Raw genomic sequence first — 16,266 nt, forward strand, 5'->3', positions numbered from 1 at the left:
AGGGTTGGTGCTAATGCACATTGACCACTCGTGGCTGGGAACACACAGCCGCTATGCCGTTTGCGAATGCATTCGGCACTACTTTTCTTAAGATATTTGCTGCTGCATTAATATCGGCATTTATGATTGTGTTGTTTTTCGTACGGTAAAGCCCACGTTTCACCCTTTTTCCGCTGAATGGATGGTTCGTCTGATTCCCCAATTTGTAGGTCGGAATAAGATCGCCATCTAGAAAACTGGCCCGTGACGTGTAGCTTTCTTCCGTTAGGATGACGGCTATGCCTTTCTCGTTGGCTTTATAGGTAATAAGCTCAATGAACAACGCATGAGGGATTTGAACAAAATGCTGGTTGTTGCGTTTGCCCATATTACTGTTTTGTTTCCAATCTTTATTTTTTCCAATGATGATGGTGTCTACATTGTTTTCCACGGCTATTTTCAAGATATGAAAACTGACTTTATGGAAAAAGTCTTTCATTTTCCGATGCCGTTTAGCATGTAATGTCGATAGTTTTTTAGAATGAAATGGCCCTTCTTTTGGCTTTTGTCCATTGCGGAGTGCCGCGTAATGAAAGGCACGCATTTTGTTGTACCATTGGCTGGTTGATTTTATTACGCCGCCTTTGAAAAGAACGGGCGCATTTTTTGTATTAAACGCGATTGCAGAGATATTATCAATGCCTAGATCCATGCTCATACAACGTTCTTTTTTAACGGGAACTTCTTTCTTAAATCCGACTAGAAAGATGACTTCAACGGTAAAACCGTCATACTTTGTAATGATTCTGACCTGTTGAAAGGCAGCATTCTGCAGGGCCAGTTTACCAATATTCAGCCTCATTTTTGTTTTTGGAAAACGAAGAAATTTTCCATCTTGAATTTTACAAATCTGATTGGAAAGAATGGCTTCTTTTCTCCCGCCTTTTGGCAGGTAGCCCGGAATAGAGGGTGCTCCTTTGAATTTTTCAGGATTTGCTTTGTATGTTTTTAAACTTTTGAAAAAACTTTTCCAGTTCTGAATGACATTTCGAATGACTTGTTGATTCATTTGACCCGGAAGGGAATAGTAGTCTGGTTGCTTGATTACTTTAAATAAGCAATCTAGAAAATGGGATCCTAAAAAAGAGTTGTCTTTGGAAGGGAGTTCAAACAAGTTTGGCTTCCATTCTTTTTGTTCTGCCATAGGCTTTAATTTTTCTTTGGCCAATCTTTTGTGGTGCGAATTGATTTGACGTTCATTCATTTTTTCCATATTATTTTTAAGCGTGTTCATCACTTCTTGTTGAAGTGGTTGCAATTTTTTGCTACTATGCAAAGCTGTATATACTTGTCTTATGTAAAAATTTGAAGCGTTATACAAATTATTGCTCTGGAAGAAAAGTTCATTGAAATAAGGGTGTAGTCGATGGCCTTTCATAATGTTTATTTGATAGGTTCTGTAATCTCTTTTAAGAATTTTATTTATCATTACTGTCCACACCTCCATTCAAGAATACCCTAACACAGGAACAAATGTTCGTCAACGAGGTGCGGTCTAAAAAGAAAAAGCCCATTCATCCCACGACTGAAGCCACGGGTATTCTTGACTTATACATGCTATTTCATCATTACTTCCTTCTGATTGCCGAACGTTTTGAATAAGAGCTTGTCATAAAGTGAACCGAACCATTTTTCATAGTTTTTTAATGATTGAAACTTCTAACCGTTGTATGAAGGAACTTCTAATTACTATTTAAAAATCCCTTAAATCCACAACAGGCTCGAGTTCATAAAAATCATCACTTTCAATAACTTGAATAAGCTTCATAGCAGTATTTTCCGGTGAACTTAGCATGCCTTTATTTTTATATTCTACAAAACGGTCAATCAATTCAAAATCTTTCTTATTGCTTGCACGTATTCTTCCTTGCATGCCGGTATCTATAATTCCTGGGGCAATGGAAATTATTTTGACTCTATTTTTTACATTTTTCTGTTCCTCAGAAACTACTCTTGAATAATGATCAAGCCCCGCTTTACTAGCGCAGTAACTGCTCCAGCCGGTATATGGATTTCGACCCGCACCGGAAGAAATGTTGATGACTTTCTTAGGTATCTGATATTTATGAAATTGCTTTATAAACGCTGATGTTAATATCATAGGTGCTGTTAAATTTACGGCAATGCTCTTTATAATGGCATCTGAATCATTATTTTCTGTCCGTCCTATAGGATCGATCACTCCAGCATTGTTTATCAAAGTAATGGATTGCAGTTGTTCAGGAAAATGTCTACATATTTCTCCCATTAATGCCTCTAATCCGTAACTTTTAGCTAAATCATATTCAAGAAAAACTAGTTTATCGTTTTTTTCATTAGCAAGCTGAATAAGTTCTTCACTTTTCGTTCGAGCTACACAAATAATTAAGTGATTTTCTTGTAATAACTGCTTACATAATGCTTGGCCAATACCTTTTGATGCACCAGTGATAATATAAATGTGCATACTTTCCTCTCCTATTCTACTGATTTTTTCTCCACGACTGTCGTATCCCAATTTATTACCGATTCAAGAAAAATAGATATAAGTACACCCATAATAAACCCATTGCTAATGAGAGGCTGAAGAACAGCAGGGAAATCTCTAAACAGTTCAGTTCCAACTGTCATTAAACAAACACCAATGAGAACGGGGGCAGCAATTCGGTAAATGGTTATGGAATTAAAAGAATATCCTCCCAAACTTTTTAGTGAGGTTCCAAAAAGCTGAAGGTAAGCTACAAAAAGAACTGCATTTCCTACTGATATTGGCAGTGTTGCAAGTAATAAAGAAAAGTACGGAATGATCCCAAGTAAAGAAATAAGCGCCCCACCAATGATAAAAGGTCTTATCTTAAAGATTTGTGTACTCTCCAAAAAGCCAATAGATGATGTAAATGGTGCATATGAAACTAGCCCAAACAAAGATGCAGCAAAGGTATATAAACTTGATAATAAATATGAATTTCGATATCGACCCATTTCTGCTTTTTCGTTCATTAATTTAGAGGCTGCATTGATAGATGTTATTATATTGATCAAATTAATGAGGCATCCTAAAAAGGTAATAGCAATAATTCCAAATTCTAAATTAGGCTTTCCTAGAGGAAATAATGAAAAAAGATGAGCCGATCCCGTACTTATTTGCTGTTCAGCTGGAAATAGAAATCGATATATAATCCAGCCAGCGATTATTCCAATTAAAATTGAAAAATTACCAATCATTTTATTGCCTTTAATTTTTAAAAGTGCAACGAAGATGGCAACACAAAATGAAAATAATGTTATAGGTAGATTCAACGTACCATCAGTATCTACCTTTAGCATTCCTTTAAAAAATACAAATACGAGCTGAAAAGTTAAAAGGAATAAATACACACTTAACACCATTGGGCTAAATACTTTTTGAATAAATGGAATGAGATTGAAAACAACAAGCAAAATGGTCACTGTACCAGCAAGCAGCATCCCCGTTGCTATGCCTCCTCCAACTTCCGATAAACTTAATCCTAACACTGGAGCGGATAGGCTTAAGTTTAATAACATCCCCCAGATAACGCCTGACGGACCTTCCATTACAGGAAAACGATGGCCCCATAACCCCTGCAGCATACATGCAATTCCAGTTACAATCAATGACGTTCTAAGTAATGATGCAATATCGGCAGAAGAAAGCTCAAACGCAAAGCCAATCGAAACAGGTACTACGACAATATTAGCAAATATAAAGAATAGCCATTGCACCGAAGCAAACATTGTTGTTAATGAAAAAGATTGATTACGCATGAATTCCCCACTTTCTAAGATAAGTCACAAATTTCATTTTAACAAAAAAACGGATTGATATCTCAAAATAAAATTCTCTTTATTTATTCACAAAAAATAATAAAAATTGCTCCATTTTAAGAAAAATATGCTACAATGAAATTAGATATTGTGAATAATTTCACAATATCTAATGAAAGTAATTTTATTAGAATGAAGGTGGCCATGATGGAAAGAATTTGGCAAGGGTTTTGGCAATTATCTGATCCGAAAATTTGGATTGCGTCAACTATCCCAATGTTTGTGGCAGCAGCTTTATCTTATGGTTATACGAAAACATTTGATTTTGGATGGTTTGTACTCGCTTTATTAGGAATCTACTTAATTGAAATCGGAAAAAATGCTGTTAATGAATTTGTCGACTTCCAAACTGGGGTGGATCGCTTTATTACGGAAGATAAAAGAAATCCATTTAGCGGAGGCAAAAAAACAATTGTAGATGGAAAGTTAACCATTAATGAAACGATGGTCATTGCAGTTCTCACCTTATTAGGGGCATTCATTATTGGCATCTTAATTGCTATATTAAAAGAACCTTCTATCTTTTGGATAGGAATCATCGGATTGTCTCTAGCAGTCTTTTATAGTCTCCCCCCTTTTAAATTAAATTATCGAGGCATGGGTGAGCTAGCTGTCGGATTAGCATTTGGACCATTAATCATGTGCGGTACATTCCTATTACTTACAGGTACATGGAACTGGGAAGTGATTATAGCTGGTCTGCCAATTGCATTTCTCATAACAGCTATTCTTTGGATCAATCAATATCCAGATTATGAAGCTGATTTAAAAGGCGGCAAGCGTAATTGGCTTGTTAGAATGGGAAAAGAAAATGGGCTTATCATTTATGCAGTTTTATACGGTGGTGCTTATATAAGTCTAGCTTTGCTTGGTATTTTGTTGAAAAATCCTATATGGCTATTAGGCTTGATTAGTTTGCCGCTTGCCATTAAAACGATTGCAATAACAAAAAAACATATGAATGATATTCCAAAACTATTAGAAGCCAATCAAAAAACAATACAAATTTATATCATTACTGGTATTGTAATGACGATCGCGTCTATTTTGACTTTTACCATTTAAACCTGTAAAAAGCCCTGAAAAGAGCTTTTTACACTCTAGATACTTGATTATAATTTCCTCATCATTTTCTTTATAATAACGGACAAGATTTAGTTACATGCCCTTTCATTTCTAAATTCCTTTCATATCTTATTAAAAGTCTCTTATGAGAGGAGGGTTTCCATTATGGAAAATAATCACGAAAAACAATCTCATTTTGAGGGACAGATGATTCGATTTCGAAATGGAAACGGTGAATGGAGAATAGGAAAAGTCGTTAAGGTTAGAGAGGATGGACTGGAAATATCTGAACTTAGTTCAAATTCTTATGGAGGCTACGGATTTGGATTTTTCGGACGTCGTCCATTTTTCGGAGCACCATTCTTTGTTCCTTTCGGATTTGGTTTCTTCAATTTCTTTTGGTGGTAAGGATGCAGGGCAGCACTTTTGTGACTGCCTTTTTAATCCCTGAAAAGTAACGGGATGAAGATGTTCCTAGAACGAAAATCTATTTGCATTTACAGCAAGTTTTATCATTGTTGCGAAAAGACATAGAGGATTTTTATTGATTATTAGACCTTTCCACTATCCATCGTATACATATTTTGTTAGCGCAGAAAAGATGCAGATTATTCCTGTATATTTATATCATTTCTCCTCCTAACTATCGTTAGAGAAGCTTGTTTACTAACTCGATTAAAATTTGGATGGAATACTGTATTTCGCAGAATATACAGTAATAATATTAATTAAAGATTGAGAACTTGCTTTTTTATTGTACTACCCCTAATTATACAAAAAGACGCACTCCAAAATGGAATGCGCCTTTTCTTCTCTGATGATCCGAGAGGGATTCGAACCCCCGACCCCATCCCTGTCAAGGATGTATTCTCCCACTGAACTATCGGATCGTATGTAATGGTAGTGGACACTTAATAATATACAATGAACTAAGCAATCAGTCAACGTATTTTTACATATTTCATGATTATCTATTAGATTGTCATATTAAGAAAGAATTAAAATTTCCTTACACATGAATTCTGTTCATTATTCAATTTTGGGTCCGAATCAAACCCTAATCGGACCCAAATCTTAAGTTTTTCTATTTTCAGTTCGAATCACACTTAAATTCGGACTCAAATCTTTTTTTTCAAATTAGAGTCCGTAATCTTTTCTATTAATTAATAGTTGTCTTTGACAGGTCCTATCGCATCCCACGAATGATATTATGCCAACTTATACTTTCCTTTATTTTTCGTCATAATTTGGCTTGCAACTAAAATAACGAATAGAATCATGCCTATGGTATCAGACAATCCCTCTGGATACATGAGCATCAGCCCCGCTGCTACTGCAATAATCCGCTCAAACCAATATAGTTTTCTATACCAATATCCGATGATCCCTGCTCCGATTCCAATCATACCTGTAAAAGCAGTGAACACAACCCATAATAAATAGGGGATCGATGTATCTATCATTAATAGTTCTGGTGATAGTACAAACATGTATGGTATGACGAATGCAGCAATTGCCAGTTTTGATGCATTCACCCCTGTTCGAATTGGTTCTCCACCTGCCACCCCGGCTGCGGCAAAAGCAGCTAGCGCCACTGGTGGTGTGATGTCAGCGACAATCCCAAAATAGAATACGAAAAGATGAGCAGAAAGTGCTGGTACTCCAAGCAAAATAATAGCTGGAGCCGCAATCGTCGATGTTATAACATAGTTAGCTGTCGTCGGGGATCCCATTCCTAATACGATCGAAGTTAACATCGTAAAAAATAAAGTTAATAGTAATTGTTCATTCGCAAGCCCGACAAGACCATTGGCAAGTTTTAATCCGAGTCCTGTTTTGGTAACGACCCCTACGATAATCCCTGCAGAGGCGGTTGCTGCAGCTACTGATAATGCTGTTCGGGCCCCATCGACCAATGCTTCAATCATTTTTGTAAAACCAATTCGTGTATCTTTGCGGATGGAGCTCACTACGATCGTTCCAACGATAGACCAAAGAGCGGCCCTCATAACACTTACTCCACTCATTAAAAGAATAATGACCATTAAAATAGGGATAAGAAGGTATATTTTTGATAAAACTTCTTTTCGATTTGGTAGTTGTTCTTTTGGCAGTCCTTTAAGCCCCACTCTTTTCGCTTCGAAGTGAGTCATAATCCATATTCCAGAGAAATAAAGAATCGCCGGAATGGCTGCTGCTTTCGCGATATCCCAATAACTAATTCCTCCAATAAACTCTACCATTAAAAAAGCTGCAGCTCCCATAACAGGAGGCATGATTTGCCCTCCAGTAGATGCAGCGGCCTCAACAGCTCCTGCGAATTCCTTCCTATAACCAAGCCTTTTCATCATAGGAATCGTAAAAGAACCAGATGTTACAACATTTGCAACAGAGCTTCCACTTATTGTACCTTGAAGGGCACTTGAAAAAATGGCTACCTTTGCAGGACCACCGATTCTTCTCCCAGCAATGGATAGCGCCAGATCATTAAAATATTGTCCAACACCCGTTTTGACAAGAAATGCTCCAAACAGCAAAAATAGGAATATAAAAGTAGCAGATACGTATAATGGTGTTCCAAGAATTCCTTGAGATGTAAAAAACATCGTGTTTACTAGTCCTTCGAAGTTCAACCCACGATGAGCCAAAAATCCAGGCATAGACTGTCCAAAATAGGCATATGCCATAAATAAAGTGGCGATGATCGTAATTGGCAGCCCGACTGCACGTCTCGTGGCCTCTAAAGTTAATAAGATGCCAATTGTTCCAACCGTTAAATCAAGAGTTGTCAATACACCTACTCGATTAACGATTGTATCCAACATCAATGGCCAATAAGCTCCGACTCCAACGGCAAGTAAGGCTAGTATGTAATCATACCAAGCGACCGAGTCTTTTTTTCTTGTTTTCCTACTTGCTGGAAATAAAAGAAATATGAGAGATAAAGCAAAGCCTAAATGTACGGATAATAATATTTGCCTTGGCACTGTTTGTGCAATGGATGCGTATAGTTGAAAAGTTGAAAATGCAAGCAAGCCTATAAAAACAATGATCCCCATTGTTCCTTTTAATTTTCTAGTCGCCGATTCAGGGTCATACTTCTCTAATATTTCCTGCTGTTGTTCAGCTGATAATGTTTCATGTTGATTTACCAACTATGTTCACTCCTCTCCATAACTGCCACAAAGATAATCGCCTTACATTTACCTTGATATGTGATCCTGGTTCCGCAATGGAACTAAACTTCATTTGGTGCCCATCCACCATTAGTACATGATCACCTACGACCTGAGCAACACGCATATCAATACTGCTAAACTCTCTTTTCATATTACGAATAATATATTTCCCATCCTTAACCTCAAAAATCTCACCTTCCTCAGCATTGGAAGGCATGCCAATTGACGTATCTTCATACATTAATTCACTTTGACGTATCGTATCGTTATTTAAAATTATGTACGTCTCTTTCACATCAGAAAGATGAATGGAATGCGTATATAGTATGTTAAAGGTTTTGTTAGTTTTTTGTATTGGAAAATAAGCGAGGACCTTCCCTGAGTTTCCTTTTTCTAAACATAGAGATTTTTGGAAAGGTATACAAAATAGTAAAAAAATAATAATGGCGAAAAGGCTAATTTTTACATATTTCACAATCAGTTCTCCCACTATAACGTGTGGCTGTTCCAAAAAATGAAAGTAGAAAGAATAGGCCGGATGGTGAGAAACGGCCTATTCCTTTATTCCACCTAATTATTTTGCTGAAACACCTTTTTCATCAAAATATTTTTTAGCACCGGGATGCAGTTCAATTCCCATACCATTCAGTGCATTTTCAGTTTTTATCAACTTCCCTTTTGCGTGGCCAATTTTATCTGTATTCTCAAAAATTGATTTTGTAATATCGTATACTAGATCATCAGTCAAATCACTGCGGACAACGAGCATTGCCTGAACCGCAACTGTTTCAATTTCAGCTTTTGAACCATAGGTCCCTTCAGCAATTGTATCTTTAGCATAATATGGATACTTTTCAATTAAGGCATCAATCTTATCACTATCAAGCGGGACTATGACTACATCTTCGGTAGCAGCTAATCCTTCAACGGCACCTGTTGGAGTTCCAGCTGTAATAAAAGCAGCCTCGATTGTTCCATCTTGGATACCAGTGGTAGAATCATCAAAGGACAAATTACGCGCTTTCACATCATCAACTGTCATTCCATACATTTCTAAAATTTGTTCGGCATTAGCCCTTGTACCTGAGCCAGCTTCGCCAACAGAAACAGACTTTCCTTTTAAATCTTCCACCGATTTAATACCAGTTTTTGCAGTAGTAACAATTTGAATGGTCTCTGGATACAATGTTCCAAGCCCTCTTACATTCTCAACTTTATCGCCATTAAACATCATCGTACCTTCACTTGCATATGTAGCAATATCCGTCTGCGTAAAAGCAACCTCTACTTCTTCCTTCTTAATAAGCGCCATATTTTCCGCAGACGCATTGGAAGTTACCGCATTGGAATCAATTCCAGTAGCATCTTGAATAAAACTTGCGAAATTACCGCCAAGTGGATAATACGTACCTCCTGTACCACCGGTCGCGATACTTAGGAATTTAATACCGTAATCTTTTTTCCCTTCACTTGTGTTTTCTGACTCTTTATTTCCGCCAGTATTATTTTTTTCGCCTTCCTTATCACTGCTTCCACATGCAGTTAAGAAGATGGACAACATGATCAATAGTGCTGCGCCTAAAAAAAGACTTTTCCTTTTCATATGTTCTCCTCCTTTTATGTTAATTCTGTTCACAATTTTATCATACATTTCTTTTAAATGAACAAAAAACGCTTATTTCAAGACTTTGTACCTATATCAAGAACAGCGCATGCATCTATTACTATGACTTAATGATATATATGATAAAATGTTCACCAATACGTTTTATAGGGAGGAATGTAGATGTCATTCCCACAAGGAACTATTCATGACATTGATTTTAAGAGCAATGTACTTGATGAAACTTTATCTTTATTAGTGTATTTGCCTGCAAACTTTTCACCGCTATACAAATATTCTTTACTAATCGTCCAAGATGGAAAAGATTACTTCCAAATGGGTCGTTTAGCCCGTTTTGCTGATGAACTAATTGCAGAAAATAAAATGGAAAATATTATTATTGTTGGGGTACATTATAAAAGTGTCACGGATAGAAGAAATAAATACCATCCATCCGGCGAACAAAATCAAGCATATATCCGATTTTTAGCTCACGAGCTTGTACCTTGGGCCGACAAGGAGTATCCAACGACGGGAATGGGTAAAGGTAGAACACTTATGGGAGACAGCCTGGCGGGGACTGTTTCGTTAATGGCAGCTTTAAAATATCCAAATATATTTGGGAATGTTATTTTACACTCACCATTTGTAAATGATACTGTACTCAAAACTGTTGAAAATCATCAAACCTACTCACATCTTGACATTTACCATGTTATTGGAAAAGAGGAAACTGTTGTCAAAATATCGAATAATCGTGATTTCTTAACACCAAATAGGGAGCTTCATGAGCTTTTTAAAGAAAAAGGATATAATACATTTTATGATGAATTTGATGGAGGTCATTCTTGGAAATATTGGCAGCCAGATGTTAAAAGAGCTTTGTTGAGAATGTTTACTTAAATCTTTTTGTCACAAAATAAACTACTTGCATCCTATATAAAGTTTTTTAAATATTTGATATAGTGATATTGAATGTTATAATTGCCAAAACATAACATTAGTATGAAAAAAGGAGGCAAAGAAAATGAAATACGGCATCGTTATTTTCCCATCCAAAAAATTACAGGATTTGGCAAACTCTTATCGAAAGCGGTATGATCCTCACTATGCCTTAATTCCACCGCATTTAACGTTAAAAGCTGCTTTTAATACTGATTTGGATGCCGAAAAATTGACTGATAAGCTTGAGGAAATCGCTAAAAAGTATGAGCCTTTTAATTTAAAAATCCATAAAGTAAGTTCATTCCAACCTATCACGAATACCATCTATTTTAAAGCTGAGAACCATGGCGAGCTACAAGGGCTGAATGAAGATTGCTATGAGCACCTCCCTGGAGGAAAACCTGAACATCCTTTTGTTCCCCACGTAACGATTGCTCAAAAATTATCGAATGATGAGCATTCTGATGTATATGGTTCCTTACGTATGCTTGGAATTAATCATGAAGAAATCATTGACCGCTTCCATTTAGTTTATCAATTAGAAAATGACTCTTGGACAGTGTATGAAACATTTCGATTAGGAAGGGATCCACAGTAAATATGATAGTAGTCAAAGCCCATTCGGAAGCTCAGCTTCAAGATGCTTTTAACATAAGAAAGACCGTATTTGTTGAAGAACAGAAAGTACCTTTAGAACTTGAAATAGATGAATTTGAAAATAGTTCAGACCACTTTGTCCTATATTCTAAAGACATTCCAATCGGTGCCGGTAGATTTAGGGTGCTGAACGGAAAAGGAAAAATAGAGCGTATTTGTGTATTGTCAGACGAACGTGGTACTGGCGCAGGTAATAAAATCATGACTGAGATTGAACATTACGCAAAAAAGAGTGGTATTAAAATTCTTAAACTTAATGCACAAACATACGCTATTCCATTTTATGAGAAATTAGGATATCGTGTCGTGTCAGAAGAGTTTCTAGATGCAGGAATTCCACATAAAACGATGGAAAAAAATATTACTTAAGAACAAGCCTTGGTCCATTAAAAGCGTAGGCGCCTTACACAATTCACGTACAAATTTCACTACTTAGGACTTGCGATATCGGGAATATGATGAGCCTGTCAAGGCGATTCTGACCTCCTGATCGTAGGAACAAGGACAAGAAATTTGCTAGTTGATTGTCGCTGAAGCTAGTCCCTAATATATATGACCGAGGCTTTAATTTTGTTCAAAGTTTAAAAAGAGTTTCTGGTCTTTGATTGAAACAGACACGAAACCGTCTTCAATTAAAGATGAAATGTAAGCAGTGTAAGATGTTCTATACAATAGCCACGACCCAATATTGGCAGGGGTTAATTCATATTGAAGGAATAACTGTGTTTGTAGGTCATCCATTGAAATACCATTCTTTGCATTTTTTAAACTCGTCAATAAAAACGATTTAATATCTTCATGACACTTAATATTTTCTACGATTGTTTTTTGAAACTCTACCTCAAAATCGCCATGCCCTGGAATAGCACCGTGGCATGAAATGAAACTAATTTTTTCTAACGTATTTATCGTCGCTTTCGCATCAACAATAAACGGAACTTTATGCTTATCCAATACTTTTCTCCCGAAATATGAATCCCCAGCATACAACACACCATCAAATATTATTCCAATTTGTCCATAACTATGCCCTGGAAATGGAAGCACTTCAAATAAGAATGGACCCATTGTTTGAATTCCTTCATTTAAAATGTTATTTATATGGGCTTCTTCTCCTTCTAAAAACTTATTTCTCAACTCCCCAATTGGCATAGCCCCATTCCACAAATAAATCGGCTCAAGGATTGGGTTTTGAACAAATGCAGATTCTATCTTGGAAGCGAAAAGCTTCACCCCCCACTCCCTTTGTAAATAAGCGGCACCTCCGTAATGATCTACATGCCCATGAGTAATGATGCAAAAGTTTATAGGCAGATCATGTTGCTTTAGTATTTTTATAATTTTTTTGGCAGCCCCTTTATCCAACCCGCTGTCGATTAGTAAGCCCTTTCCATCTATTGTTGCGTAGCCTATGTTTACATGACCTTTTATATAAAAACAAGTATCAGATATTTTTGTCAACATAAAAAAGACATTCCTTTCAAATATGCTTTTATACATATTCGCTGAAATGCCTTCCTTTTCCTGTTATTTTTTCCATTACCAATTCGTTTTTTTCACTACCGACTTTATGGTATTGGTTGTTTGTGTACAAGTTTACTTTTGGAACCGTAGTTATTGGATAAGGATCTAATTTACTTTCTTTTGCCCTTACACGATCATGATATTGTATGTATTGATATTGTGTTATCGGTGCAATATATCCCATTTTTACTTCACCCCTTTCTCATCTTATTCCCTATTTTATTTATTATAAACATTTATAATATTAAAAATAACTACCCCATTTGAAGGGGCAGCTAAATGATTTTATTTATTGATCATTTTACTAATTGAACCTAAATCAAGCTTATTTCCATCTTGGATGATGGTTTGCACCATTTTATCTTCAAGTTCTTTCGGGACAGGCTTATTTGCCAATTGGGATACTCTTTTAATTATTCCTCTTACTGTTTTTTCATCCTTGAAATTAGCATTTTGCAATGAATTGGCTAATTCAAAAATATCATTCATGTTAACTCCTGTTTTCTTTTCAATGTTTTTAAAAAATTGATTTTCCATTACTAGCCGCTCCCTCCCTTTCATCTTTATATGATATGAAGGTACATATCAATTAGTGAAATAGATAGAAAAAAAAGATGGAATACTCATATTGATGTATTCCATCTTTTTACGTTTTTACATTAGCAAAAGCTGGCCCCAACTATGATCAGCAAGATGAATAGTACAACAATCAATACAAATGCACTTCCACCACCGAAGCCGCCGGCATAGCCACCATAACCACAGCCACCACCACAGCCACCGAAACCGCCATATCCAAACATACACTTTCACCTCACTTTTGTTGTATCCATAATAATTTATGTGGCAAAAGTGTAATCTGTATGGGCATATACATGAAAATTAAAACTTTAACTCTGATTAGCCTTTTGGTTTAAATACAAGAGCTCCGATAAAACCGAAAATAATAGCGGCTGATATTCCTGAAGAAGTTACTTCAAACATACCTGTCATTACACCAATGATTCCGTGTTTTTCAGCTTCTAACATAGCTCCGTTCACTAATGAATTTCCAAAGCTTGTAATCGGAATTGTTGCACCCGCCCCTGCAAAGTCAATTAGTGGCTCATAAAGCCCAAATCCGGCCAAAACAGCACCCATACAAACTAAAATGCTTAACGTGTGCGCCGGTGTTAATTTTGCGGCATCAAACATTAATTGTCCAACTACACAAATTAAGCCACCAATAATAAATGCCCACAAAAACATGGCAAGCATACACTTCACCCTTCCTATATAAGATGCCTAACTATATTCAATTGCTACTGCATGAGCAATACATGGTATGGTTTCTTTTTGTTGAAAAGATAATGGAGATAATAATGCTCCTGTTGCTACGACTAAAATTCGTTTGTACACCCCTTTGGCCATTTGATTTAGTAAATGGCCATACATGACTGTAGCAGAACACCCGGGGCCGCTCGCACCAGCAAATACTTGCTGTTCCGGGGTATAAAGCAGAAGACCACAATCTTGGAATAAACGTTCATCGATTGATAATCCCTTTTCATTAAATAGCTCTAATGCTGTATTTCTTCCTATTTCCGCGAGATCGCCTGTAATGATTAAATCATAATAAGATGGATCAATTTTCAAATCAAAAAAATGACGCTGGATTGTATCTACGGCTGCTGGTGCCATTGCGCCACCCATATTAAATGGATCCGAAAGTCCTAGGTCGACCACCTTTCCAATAGTGGCAGCGACGACTCTTGGATGGGGATGTTGTAGATTTTCGTTCGCACTCACTAATGCAACACCTGCACCAGTAGCTGTCCATTGTGCAGTTGGTGGTTTTTGCCCTCCATACTCAGTCGGATAGCGAAATTGCTTTTCCGCTGAAGCATTATGACTTGCGGCTCCAGTTAGAATGCGCTTTGCTCCTCCATTATTTATGATCATTGCGGCCAAAGCGAGTCCCTGCGTTGATACGGCACATGCACTGAATAGCCCTAAATGAGGAATTTGATTTGTTCTTGCTGCAAAACTTGTAGGAGTAATTTGATTGATTAAATCCCCCGCGAGAAAAAATTGAACCGCATCTTCTTTTAATCCTTTTTTCCTTAATGCAATTTGTACGGCATCCTCCAATAGAACCCGTTGGGCTTTTTCATATGAATCCTGGCCCATCCATAGGTCATCATGAAATTTATCGAAATCAATCGCTACTCTACATTCTTTTTCAAAAGGACCACCAACAACTCCCGTAGAAAGAATGACGGGTTGATTTTGAAAAACCCATGATTGTGAGCCCTGAAGCATTAGAATCCCCCCCACTGCATGAAGAAGGTCTTAATAAGAGCAACTACAAAAGCTGAAAAAACACCAAACACAATGACCGAGCCTGCTAACTTAAAAATATTTCCTCCCACTCCTAATACTAAGCCCTCTGTTCGGTGCTCTATAGCGGAGGAAATGACTGCATTGCCAAATCCTGTCACAGGAACGGCACTTCCAGCTCCTGCAAATTGACCGAGTCGATCATAGAGCCCGAACCCCGTTAGGATCATCGCAATAAAAACCATCGTGGCAACGGTAGGATTTCCTGCTGTTTTTTCTGTAAAATCAAAGTAATAAATATAAAAATAAGTAATCGCCTGGCCAATTAAACAAATCGTGCCACCAACAAAAAATGCACGAATACAGTTTTTTAATATCGGTCTTTTAAGTTCATGCTTTTTTTGCATTTGATCATATTGAATTTGTTCAGGAGTTTTCGTTTTATTTTTTTGGGCCATATTATGTCATTTCCTTCTTTAATTTTATGATTTTATATAATCGCTTTTTCGCTTCTTTATTAGAGAGATTGTGGTATTCTACATCTTCTTTTAAGCGAATGGCTTCAAGGAAAATTTTATAGTCACTCGAAACAACGAATGTATGTTTAGGAAATTTTTCTTTTAAAGCCTTATTTAAATCTTTTTCGATTTTTTTCATGCCAAATCGATGGAGATGCTTCACTTTATAAGAGACAAGGATATCCTTATTTCCTTCAATAATAGCGACATCATAAATTTTATCGATTTTTTTAATTTCTTCCCTTACTTGGAAAGCGATAGAATTTTCCTTTTCCTTATAATTGATTTCAATTGGGGCAGGCTGCGTTTTTTTCACCAACGATGTTTTACTTTTTTGTTCATGAGAGTTATTCGAACATCCGCTCGTGAAGCATATGGCACATACTATTGCGGTGACAATCATTTTTTTAACCATGGATTCCTCCCAGTTGTTAGCATTAAGTGCATATTAGCTATACGATGCAAGTCTACAGGATATAATGAAAGCGCAGAAAATAAAGTTAGGTTATCAATATTTTTCACCACATTTGATAAATTATGAATGCTAATCATTAAAAAAGAAAAGGGATGACCTCATTTTGAAGGCCATCCC

The 16,266-nt window shown here is 36.6% G+C and carries 18 protein-coding genes, 1 tRNA gene and 1 pseudogene; 5 read left to right on the forward strand and 15 right to left on the reverse strand.

Features of this window, described 5'->3' with window-relative positions:
• Positions 1-10: 10 nt before the first annotated feature.
• From KHA96_RS06520 to KHA96_RS06530, 3 genes are all read right to left on the reverse strand, one after another.
• Positions 11-1,468: an RNA-guided endonuclease InsQ/TnpB family protein gene (locus KHA96_RS06520; RefSeq protein WP_213128433.1), complete on the reverse strand. Its 1,458-nt coding sequence runs from the start codon at positions 1,466-1,468 to the stop codon at positions 11-13.
• Between the two features lie 264 nt (positions 1,469-1,732).
• Complete coding sequence (locus tag KHA96_RS06525; protein WP_213128434.1) at positions 1,733-2,485, reverse strand: (S)-benzoin forming benzil reductase; 753 nt, start codon at positions 2,483-2,485, stop codon at positions 1,733-1,735.
• 11 nt (positions 2,486-2,496) lie between these two features.
• Complete coding sequence (locus KHA96_RS06530; RefSeq protein WP_213128435.1) at positions 2,497-3,804, reverse strand: uracil/xanthine transporter; 1,308 nt, start codon at positions 3,802-3,804, stop codon at positions 2,497-2,499.
• Between the two features lie 135 nt (positions 3,805-3,939).
• On the opposite strand from KHA96_RS06530, the gene KHA96_RS06535 reads away from it, so the two are divergent.
• Both KHA96_RS06535 and KHA96_RS06540 read left to right on the forward strand, forming a co-directional pair.
• Positions 3,940-4,929: a prenyltransferase gene (locus tag KHA96_RS06535; protein ID WP_249315291.1), complete on the forward strand. Its 990-nt coding sequence runs from the start codon at positions 3,940-3,942 to the stop codon at positions 4,927-4,929.
• 165 nt (positions 4,930-5,094) lie between these two features.
• On the forward strand, positions 5,095-5,337 hold the full coding sequence (locus KHA96_RS06540) for a hypothetical protein (protein ID WP_213128436.1): 243 nt from the start codon (positions 5,095-5,097) through the stop codon (positions 5,335-5,337).
• Positions 5,338-5,747: 410 nt separating this feature from the next.
• On the opposite strand, the gene KHA96_RS06545 is transcribed toward KHA96_RS06540, so the two are convergent.
• The 4 genes from KHA96_RS06545 to KHA96_RS06560 form a co-directional block, all read right to left on the reverse strand.
• Positions 5,748-5,819, reverse strand: a tRNA-Val gene (locus tag KHA96_RS06545).
• Between the two features lie 318 nt (positions 5,820-6,137).
• Positions 6,138-8,084 carry a TRAP transporter permease gene (locus KHA96_RS06550; RefSeq protein WP_213128437.1) on the reverse strand — a complete coding sequence of 649 codons (1,947 nt, stop codon included), beginning with the start codon at positions 8,082-8,084 and terminating at the stop codon, positions 6,138-6,140.
• Positions 8,068-8,583: a DUF1850 domain-containing protein gene (locus KHA96_RS06555; RefSeq protein WP_213128438.1), complete on the reverse strand. Its 516-nt coding sequence runs from the start codon at positions 8,581-8,583 to the stop codon at positions 8,068-8,070. The genes KHA96_RS06550 and KHA96_RS06555 overlap by 17 nt, the downstream gene beginning before the upstream one ends.
• A gap of 99 nt (positions 8,584-8,682) precedes the next feature.
• A complete protein-coding gene (locus KHA96_RS06560) occupies positions 8,683-9,711 on the reverse strand; it encodes a TAXI family TRAP transporter solute-binding subunit (protein ID WP_213128439.1) in 1,029 nt (342 codons plus the stop codon).
• Between the two features lie 183 nt (positions 9,712-9,894).
• Between KHA96_RS06560 and KHA96_RS06565 the strand changes: the two genes are divergently transcribed.
• The 3 genes from KHA96_RS06565 to KHA96_RS06575 all read left to right on the forward strand — a co-directional run bounded on the left by KHA96_RS06565 (position 9,895) and on the right by KHA96_RS06575 (position 11,682).
• Positions 9,895-10,614 (forward strand): alpha/beta hydrolase, encoded by a 720-nt coding sequence (locus KHA96_RS06565; RefSeq protein ID WP_213128440.1) that lies wholly within the window; start codon positions 9,895-9,897, stop codon positions 10,612-10,614.
• Between the two features lie 124 nt (positions 10,615-10,738).
• Positions 10,739-11,254 (forward strand): YjcG family protein, encoded by a 516-nt coding sequence (locus KHA96_RS06570; RefSeq protein ID WP_213128441.1) that lies wholly within the window; start codon positions 10,739-10,741, stop codon positions 11,252-11,254.
• A gap of 2 nt (positions 11,255-11,256) precedes the next feature.
• Entirely contained in the window at positions 11,257-11,682 is a 426-nt protein-coding gene (locus KHA96_RS06575; RefSeq protein WP_213128442.1) for a GNAT family N-acetyltransferase, read from the forward strand.
• 195 nt (positions 11,683-11,877) lie between these two features.
• On the opposite strand, the gene KHA96_RS06580 is transcribed toward KHA96_RS06575, so the two are convergent.
• The 8 genes and pseudogenes from KHA96_RS06580 to KHA96_RS06615 all read right to left on the reverse strand — a co-directional run bounded on the left by KHA96_RS06580 (position 11,878) and on the right by KHA96_RS06615 (position 16,089).
• Positions 11,878-12,777 carry an MBL fold metallo-hydrolase gene (locus KHA96_RS06580; protein ID WP_213128443.1) on the reverse strand — a complete coding sequence of 300 codons (900 nt, stop codon included), beginning with the start codon at positions 12,775-12,777 and terminating at the stop codon, positions 11,878-11,880.
• Positions 12,778-12,805: 28 nt separating this feature from the next.
• Positions 12,806-13,021: a hypothetical protein gene (locus KHA96_RS06585; protein ID WP_213128444.1), complete on the reverse strand. Its 216-nt coding sequence runs from the start codon at positions 13,019-13,021 to the stop codon at positions 12,806-12,808.
• Positions 13,022-13,122: 101 nt separating this feature from the next.
• The gene (gene spoVIF / locus KHA96_RS06590; protein WP_213128445.1) at positions 13,123-13,374 is read right to left on the reverse strand and encodes a sporulation-specific transcription regulator SpoVIF; all 252 of its coding nucleotides are present in this window, start codon (positions 13,372-13,374) and stop codon (positions 13,123-13,125) included.
• 122 nt (positions 13,375-13,496) lie between these two features.
• Positions 13,497-13,595, reverse strand: a pseudogene (locus tag KHA96_RS06595) (YjcZ family sporulation protein); the annotation flags it as partial.
• 142 nt (positions 13,596-13,737) lie between these two features.
• Positions 13,738-14,094, reverse strand: coding sequence for a stage V sporulation protein AE (gene spoVAE / locus KHA96_RS06600; RefSeq protein ID WP_213128447.1), 357 nt, complete (start codon positions 14,092-14,094; stop codon positions 13,738-13,740).
• A 27-nt stretch (positions 14,095-14,121) separates the two neighbouring features.
• Positions 14,122-15,138 carry a stage V sporulation protein AD gene (gene spoVAD / locus KHA96_RS06605; protein WP_213128448.1) on the reverse strand — a complete coding sequence of 339 codons (1,017 nt, stop codon included), beginning with the start codon at positions 15,136-15,138 and terminating at the stop codon, positions 14,122-14,124.
• The gene (gene spoVAC, locus KHA96_RS06610) at positions 15,138-15,614 is read right to left on the reverse strand and encodes a stage V sporulation protein AC (protein WP_213128449.1); all 477 of its coding nucleotides are present in this window, start codon (positions 15,612-15,614) and stop codon (positions 15,138-15,140) included. The genes spoVAD and spoVAC overlap by 1 nt, the downstream gene beginning before the upstream one ends.
• Position 15,615: 1 nt before the next feature.
• The gene (locus KHA96_RS06615) at positions 15,616-16,089 is read right to left on the reverse strand and encodes a sporulation protein (RefSeq protein WP_213128450.1); all 474 of its coding nucleotides are present in this window, start codon (positions 16,087-16,089) and stop codon (positions 15,616-15,618) included.
• Between the last annotated feature and the right edge of the window lie 177 nt (positions 16,090-16,266).

It is taken from the genome of Bacillus sp. FJAT-49711 (assembly GCF_018343715.1).
Taxonomy (GTDB): Bacteria; Bacillota; Bacilli; order Bacillales; family Bacillaceae_C; genus Lederbergia.